The sequence below is a fragment of the Sphingomonas faeni genome, assembly GCF_040407505.1.
Lineage (GTDB): Bacteria > Pseudomonadota > Alphaproteobacteria > Sphingomonadales > Sphingomonadaceae > Sphingomonas > Sphingomonas faeni_E.
In genome coordinates this window covers 116,708-124,014 of sequence record NZ_JAPZPQ010000009.1, presented here as the reverse complement: position 1 = coordinate 124,014, position 7,307 = coordinate 116,708, and the positions used below count along the sequence as shown (strand labels likewise).

Annotated in this window: 5 protein-coding genes, 1 tRNA gene and 1 pseudogene; 1 reads left to right on the top strand and 6 read right to left on the bottom strand. The window is 66.6% G+C overall.

What is annotated here, in order from left to right:
- Positions 1-198 precede the first annotated feature (198 nt).
- From O6X71_RS19580 to O6X71_RS19560, 5 genes and pseudogenes are all read right to left on the bottom strand, one after another.
- Positions 199-1,656 (bottom strand): annotated as a pseudogene (locus O6X71_RS19580) (valine--tRNA ligase); the annotation flags it as partial.
- A gap of 66 nt (positions 1,657-1,722) precedes the next feature.
- Positions 1,723-2,298 carry a DUF2497 domain-containing protein gene (locus O6X71_RS19575; RefSeq protein ID WP_353467347.1) on the bottom strand — a complete coding sequence of 192 codons (576 nt, stop codon included), beginning with the start codon at positions 2,296-2,298 and terminating at the stop codon, positions 1,723-1,725.
- A gap of 35 nt (positions 2,299-2,333) precedes the next feature.
- The gene (locus O6X71_RS19570; RefSeq protein ID WP_353467346.1) at positions 2,334-3,863 is read right to left on the bottom strand and encodes a TolC family outer membrane protein; all 1,530 of its coding nucleotides are present in this window, start codon (positions 3,861-3,863) and stop codon (positions 2,334-2,336) included.
- Between the two features lie 10 nt (positions 3,864-3,873).
- Positions 3,874-4,527 (bottom strand): protein-L-isoaspartate O-methyltransferase family protein, encoded by a 654-nt coding sequence (locus tag O6X71_RS19565; protein WP_353467352.1) that lies wholly within the window; start codon positions 4,525-4,527, stop codon positions 3,874-3,876.
- Between the two features lie 342 nt (positions 4,528-4,869).
- A complete protein-coding gene (locus O6X71_RS19560) occupies positions 4,870-5,892 on the bottom strand; it encodes a helix-turn-helix domain-containing protein (RefSeq protein WP_353467344.1) in 1,023 nt (340 codons plus the stop codon).
- Positions 5,893-6,111: 219 nt separating this feature from the next.
- Here O6X71_RS19560 and O6X71_RS19555 point away from each other — a divergent pair.
- Positions 6,112-6,185 (top strand) — tRNA-Cys (locus O6X71_RS19555).
- A 4-nt stretch (positions 6,186-6,189) separates the two neighbouring features.
- Here the strand turns inward: O6X71_RS19555 and O6X71_RS19550 are convergent.
- Positions 6,190-7,296, bottom strand: a complete 1,107-nt coding sequence (locus O6X71_RS19550) for a tyrosine-type recombinase/integrase (RefSeq protein WP_353467343.1) — start codon at positions 7,294-7,296, stop codon at positions 6,190-6,192.
- Positions 7,297-7,307 lie beyond the last annotated feature (11 nt).

The window sequence follows — 7,307 nt, the reverse complement described above, 5'->3', positions numbered from 1 at the left end:
CCACCAGCCTCACCCCATTCAGCTTTTGGTTTCCCCCCTCGGGGGTGGGGGGGGGGGGGCCCCCCCCCCCCCCGCCCCCCCCCCCCCCCCCGGCGGGGGGGGGGGGGGGGGGGGGGGCGCCCCCGTACCGGGCGCTGCGCTGCTTGGCTGCCCCTCACCCTGGCCCTCTCCCCGGAGGGGAGAGGGAACGGCACCCGCCTCGGGCCAGCCGAGTGTGGCGAAGGGCCAGAGGGCCGAGGAGAACCAGGTGTCGAGGACGTCGGGGTCGCGCGTGAGGCTCACCCCTTCGCCCGCGAGAGCCTGCGCTTCCGCCTCGGTCTCCGCCACATACGGCGTTCCGTCCGGGCCAAACCATGCCGGGATCTGGTGTCCCCACCAAAGCTGCCGCGACACACACCAAGGCTGGATGTTGTCCATCCAGTTGAAGAACGTCTTCTCCCAGGTCTTCGGGACGATATCGATCGCGCCGGTCTGGACCGCCTCGATCGCGGGCTGGGCGAGCGTCTTCGCGTCGACATACCATTGGTCGGTCAGCCACGGCTCGATCACCACGCCCGAGCGATCGCCATACGGGGTCTGGATCGTCCGCGGCTCGGCGTCGTGCTCCTCGCCGTCCTTGTCGAGGTGCGCGATCAGGAAGCCTTCGTCCTTCAGCCGCGCGACGACGGCTTTCCGCGCTTCGGCAGTGGTCAGCCCGAGCAGGTCGGCGGGGATCAACCCGTCGGACACCTGGACGACACGCGCCTTCGCATCGAGCATGTTGAGCATCGACCCGGCGGCCATCCCTGCCCGCTTGCCGACCTCGAAATCGTTGAAGTCGTGTCCCGGCGTGATTTTGACAGCGCCAGATCCCAACTCAGGATCGGCATGGTCGTCGGCGATGATCGGGATCAGCCGGCCGGTGATCGGCAGCTTCACCTGCTTGCCGATCAGCGCGGTGTAGCGCTCGTCCGCGCCATTCACCGCCACCGCCATGTCGGCCAGCATAGTCTCGGGCCGCGTGGTCGCGACTTCGATGAAGCCCGATCCGTCTTCGAGCGGATAGCGCAGGTGCCAGAAGCTGCCCTTGATCTCGCGCGTCTCGACCTCAAGGTCGCTGATCGCGGTGCCGAGGCCCGGATCCCAGTTCACCAGGCGCTTGTCGCGGTACAGCAGGTCCTGCTTGTGAAGGTCGACGAACACTTTCAGGACGGCCTTCGAAAAGCCCTCGTCCATCGTGAAGCGCTCGTTCGCCCAATCCATCGAGCAGCCGAGCCGGCGGAGCTGCTGCGTGATCTCGCCGCCGCTCTCTTCCTTCCACGCCCAGACCTTCGCGACAAACTCCTCGCGCGTCATGTCGGTGCGCTTCTGCGGCGGGCTTAGCGCGCCCATCTGACGCTCGACCACCATCTGCGTCGCGATGCCCGCGTGATCGGTGCCGACCACCCACAGCGCATCCTTGCCCTTCAGGCGGGCGTGGCGCGTGAGGATGTCCTGCAGCGTGTTGTCGAGCGCATGGCCGATGTGCAGCGAACCCGTGACGTTGGGCGGCGGGTTGACGATCGTCCACGGCTCGGCGTTCGGCCGATCGGGGCGGAACTGGCCGCTCGCCTCCCAATGCGCATACCAGCGCGATTCGATGGAGGCCGGGTCGAAGGTTTTGGGAAGCTCGCTCATGCGCCGAGCCTTAGCGAGCGCGACGCGAGGAAACCAGCCTCGCGTCCGTGCCCGTCACTTCAGAGCCTAGGGCTGCTGGTTCATGATCTTGGCGATCTCACGCGAGACCATATCCTCGACCATGTTGGGAAGGTTGGCGTCGATCCACTCGCGCAGCATCGGGCGGAGCATTTCGCGCACCAGGCCCTCGAGCGTGCCGTCATTGCCGGTTTCGGGTTTTACCATCATCCGCGTCAACGCCTCGAGCGGCGCGCGCGTTGCAGCGGCGGTGTGGCGCGAGACGATCGGCTCCGCCGCGGCATCGGTGGCCGGCTGCGGCTTGGCACTAGGGGCGGGCTTTGGCGATGTCATCTGGGGGGTCATTTGCGGCGCGACGTGGCGTGGTTCGGGCGGGGTATCGGCGGCGCTGAGCACCGGAGACTTGGGCGGACGCGGCGTACGATCGGGCATGGGGTCGCTCAGTTCGAGAATCTCGTCGTCGTCATGGTCGCCGTCGAAATAGGCCGGATCCAGATCGACCGGCGCGTACGTCGCGCGCGTTGGGCGACGCGACCGGCCGGGCGTATCGCCCTCTTCCGCGATGATGCGTTTGATCGACGAGAGGATTTCCTCCATCGACGGCTCGCCGTTGACATCCCCCATCCGGACCATCCCAAACCCCGTAGCCCCGCGCGCCCCTATTGGCGGCTCGGCGCGTCCTTACCTGTCGTCAAGGCGGGGTTCCTGTCAACCGGCGTATCGAGCAACGGGTCGTACTGCGCCTGGACCGTGGCGTTCTGCGCGGGCGACTGCGCGGTGCGGGTGGCGACCGGCACCGGCTCGCCGTCGCCGCCGAAATCCCAGATCTTGTGGCGGACGCGGTTGTAGTTGGCGACCGGATCGTAGAGCACGCCGCCGTCCAACCCGAGATCGCGCGCCTCGGCCTGGCCCATCGCGGCTAGCAGCGCGAAGCCCGCGACATACGCATCGCGCCGCGCGGTCACGAGCGTGACCTGGCTGTTGAGCAATTCCTGCTCGGCGTTGAGGATGTCGAGGATCGTGCGCGTCCCGACGCTGTTCTCCGCACGCACGCCTTCGAGGCTGAGCTTGTTCGCGTTGACCGCGGTTTCGGACGACTGGATCACCTGCTCGGACGAGCGCCAGACGGCGTAGGCGGAGCGCGCCTGCGCGATGACGTTGCGCTCGGTCGCGGTGACGTTCTCGATCGCGCGCGACTGGAACGCCTCGGCCTGACGAACCTGCGCGGCGGGGCGCCCGCCCTGGAACAGCGGCAGCGTCAGCGACAGCCCGGCCTGCACCGACTTGTTGACGTTGGGGAAGGTGATGGCGCTGCCGTCGGCATTCGACGCGGAGCCGAGATAGTTGGTGTAGCTGGCGCCCCCGACCGCACTGATCTGCGGCAGGCGGCTCGCGCGGGCGACGCCGACGTCGTAGCGGGTCGCGTCCCGCTCCTTGGCGGCGGCGATCAGCACCGGGTTGTTGTCGATCGCCACGGTGACGGCCGAGGCCGGGCTGTCGGGGAGATGCGGCAGCGTCGGGGGGGCATCGAGCGAGCCGGGTGGCGTCCCGACGAACTGGATATAGCTTTCGCGGCTCGATATCAGATTGGCTTGCGCGGACTGGAGCTGTGCGCGGGCCAGTGCGAGCCGCGCCTCGGACTGCGCCACGTCGGTGCGCGTCAGGTCGCCGACCTGGAAACGATCGCGGCTAGCCTGGAGGTTGACGTCGAGCACGCGGACGTTCTGCGTATTCAAGCCGACGATCGCCTCGTCCCGGATCACGTCCATGTACGCAGCGACGACGTTGGTGAACAGGTCGGCTTCGGTGCTTCGCAGCGTCGCGCGGCCTGCCTCGACGCGGGTCTTTGCCGCGGCGACCGAATTGCGGACCTGCCCGCCCTGGTACAGCGGCACCGAGACGTTCGCGCGCGCCGCGACCTGACGCGGCAAGGCGGTGAAGCTGTTCGCCGCGGTAACGACGAATTCGGTATAGTCGCCGGTGGCGTTGACTGACGGAAGTCCGGACGCGCGCGCAATCGGGACGTTCTCGTCGGTGGCACGCAGGGTTGCCCGCTGTGCCGTGATCGTCGGGTTGGTGTTGTACGCCTTGACCAGCGCCTCTCGCAGCGTCTCCGCATGGAGTGGTGCAGCGCTATACGTCAGCGCAACACTCAGGAGCAGACTGCGGAGAAGTGCGGCGCGGGCCATGGTTTTCTGCTCAGAACCGGAAGGGTTTGGGGGCGTCGAAGCCAGGCAGGCTCACGCATTCGACATCGACGAACGCCGAGAGCGCGAACCCGCCATCGGTCTTGCGGCCCGATGCGAGCCGGGTCAGTCCGCGCTCGGCGATCCCTGCCGTCACACGACCACCCGACTTGACCTGCGCGATCAGCGCGTCGGGCACGGTCTCGATCGCCCCATCGACGATCAGCACGTCATAGGGCGCGCCGGTGGCATGGCCGTCCTGCATCGGTGCCTCGACGAGTTCGACGTTACCGGTTCCGGCAAGTGCCTCGCGGGCGATCGCCAGCAAGGCAGGATCGCTCTCGACCGCGACGACCGAGCCGACGATCTCGGCCAGCACAGCCGCGGTGTAGCCGGTCGCGGCACCGATCAGCAGGACACGGTCGGTCGCGGTCAGATAGGCTTCGGTGAGCAAACGGCCGGTCGCCATCGGCAGATTGGCATAGCGTCCGCCACCCAGCGGGATCGTCGCGTCGCGGTATGCGAGTGCGCGGACGTCGGCGGGCATGAACGCCTCGCGCGGCACGCGTGCCATCGCCGCGACGACGCGCTGGTCGTTGACTGCGTTGGTGCGCAACTGGCTCGCCACCATCGCGTGACGCATCGTGTCGAACGTTGCGGGAGCCATGGACACGGTAGTCCCGCCGATCTCATGGGTATCGGCTGCGAGCGAAGGAGTATCGAGAGTCGTCGTCGTCATGGCGCATCCTGTCGCACAACTGTTTTAGCCACGCAATACACTTGTTTCGGATCGCTCCGATATCGCGCGGCCGGATATGGTGTGTCTGTTATCGCGTGGGCGCGGCGACGCCAAGCATCGGTTGGTCGGATTTCGCCACGATTCACACGGGCGTCGGCAGCGCGCCTGCGGGGACCGGGAGACGCCCCGCCCGCCCGTGTGACACCGAGATGCCGCGAACGGGGCGTCGAGGGCGCACGAGAAATCCCGGCAACACCTCTGCGCCTGTCCTTAGCACCCGATCGCGGAACCGTCCCGCGAAATGACCCGCTGTTGCGTCGCGCGGGTCGAGTCGCGCGGCTGCGCATCGCGGGCCGGCGCCTTTTCGATGTCGTGCAGCACCTGCGTCGGCGATCCCAGCACTGCATTCCGCGCCCGCAGGCTCGCTTTCAGGAACGGCTTGGTCAGCGCCATGAAACGCCGCGGGGTCATTCCCAGGAACGTCGCCGAATCGCGGAGGAAATGCGACGCATCGAAATAGGAGCGGTCGATCGTCGTATAATCCGCCTCGCCGCCGGCCATCATCAGCCGGACGAACGACCGAAGGAACCGCGCGCGCAAGAGAAGCATCTTGGGCGGAAACCCGAAGTGGCGCACCGACAATCGCCGCAGCGCGTGCGTCGGTATGTCGAGCTGTGCGGCGACGGATGCGATGTCGGTCGGTCCGTCGCTCGCGAGTATCTCCATCAATTGCCGGATCTGCGACGCATCGGCATGCGGCGCCCCCAGCCGCGCCAGCAGCATCGCATCGAGGATCGGCGCGACGGCCGCATCGTCCGGCGCGCCCTGCAAGGCCGCTACGAGATCGCGCGTGAAGGCCTTCCCGAGCACGTCTTCCAGCGGCACGATGCGGTTGCGGAAGTCGCCGGCCGATCGCCGAAACAATCGCGCCCATCCCAGCGCGCTGATCCCGAAGCCGATCATCACGCCGCCATGCGTCACCGCCTTCAACGCCTGGTTCGTCGGCCCGAACAGGCTCGCCACGGGCAACGGATCATAGGTTCGCCGACCGATCGAGACCGCGATCGGTCCGGCATCGATCGCGATCCGCACGTTGGCCGTCGCCGGCAGGAACCAGTCGACCTGCCCTGCCTCGGTACCCGTGTCGGTTCGATAGACGTGATAGCCGGTGATATAGTCGGCGAGCGCGGCGGCGGGCCGGTCATACCGGATTGCCATGCCCGACGGCATCGCGAACACCTCGTCATCGACCCCCGACGTATTCGTGCCGCCCGCAATCCTGTCCGTCCTCAAGCGCCGCCCCCAAGCCGTTCTCGTCGTTGCACTTAACCCTAAGCAAAGACGCTGACGTGTGCGAGTCACGAAAGAGCTGTCCTCGCGCCATTCCGTACCCGATTCCGCCGGCCGCGGTGGCGGCGGGCCTGGTCGGACACGATTATTCCACCGCAGGCCACAAACTGCGGTTGACCGCAGTGAAAAAACGAAGCATTTGCGCCGCCTTCACGCAATCGGGGCCCGATGGCGGAGTGGTGACGTAGAGGACTGCAAATCCTCGCACCCGGGTTCGATTCCCGGTCGGGCCTCCAGTTGCTAAGCCGCTGATTTACGGCGCTTTAGTGGAACGATTTTACCCACTGCTTCGACAGCGCTTTTTACGGGCGTGTGTAATTCCTGTGTAACTGCGTCGGGAATTGGTCGGCTCAGCGCGTCGATCGCTGCGTCGATGTGCAGGCCGTGTACGTGCGTGTAGCGCAGGACCATCGCCAGCGTCTTATGCCCGCTGATACGCTGGATCGTCGGCAGATCGACACCAGCCTTCACCAGTCGCGTTATCGCCGTGTGACGCATGGTGTGCGGCGTCACCTTGTCGGGATCGAGCCCCGCCCGGATGACCGATCGCAGGAACGGACGCGCCATGTTCGTGCGGTGCCCATCGTTGGACTGCTTTGCGTTCAGTGTCGGGAACACCCAGTCGTCGGGCTTGTCTTCCATCTTGCGCTGCTTCTCGAGCGCGCTTGCGAGGGCGGCCGTTATCGGCTGCTCGCGCTCGCCCGCCTTCGCCTCGGGGATGAAGATGCGCCGATTCGCGAAGTCGATCTGGTCATAGCGAACGGACAGGATCTCGCGGTGGCGCATTGCGGCATTGAGGCCGAACGCCACGAACAGCCACACGCGGGCATCCTGGTCGCCGATCGCGCCTTGCATGAGCGCTTCGCTTTGATCGTCAGTTAGGATCGTGATTGTCTTGCGGCGCTCCGGTGCCTTCGGGATCGCCGGCACGTCGTCGCGCTTGATCCATTTCCATTCCGCGGCCGATCGCAAGAAGTGAGAGAGGGTCGCCAGCTCGCGGTTCACGGTTGCTTCGCTGGCGCCGTCCGCTGTGCGCTTCTTCCGGTACTTCTTCAGGCCAAACTCAGTCAGCTTGTCCAGGCGCTCCCGGCCTAGTTCGGGCTTCAGGTACATGCGGAACTGCCGCGCCTTTATCTTGACGTTCTTGCCCCCGCTCTCCTCCAGCCGCTTTATGTATTCGTCGGCGGCGTCGGCTAGTAGCTGATGGGCCTTGCGTGCGGCGGGCAGGTCTAGCCGCCCTTCCCTCGCCTTCGTGCGGAACGATTCAATAGCGCGCTCCGCCTGCTCGCGCGTGACACCCTCGCTCTCTCGACCGACGACGCGGTGGATACGCTGGCTGTCGACCATGATGTTGACCG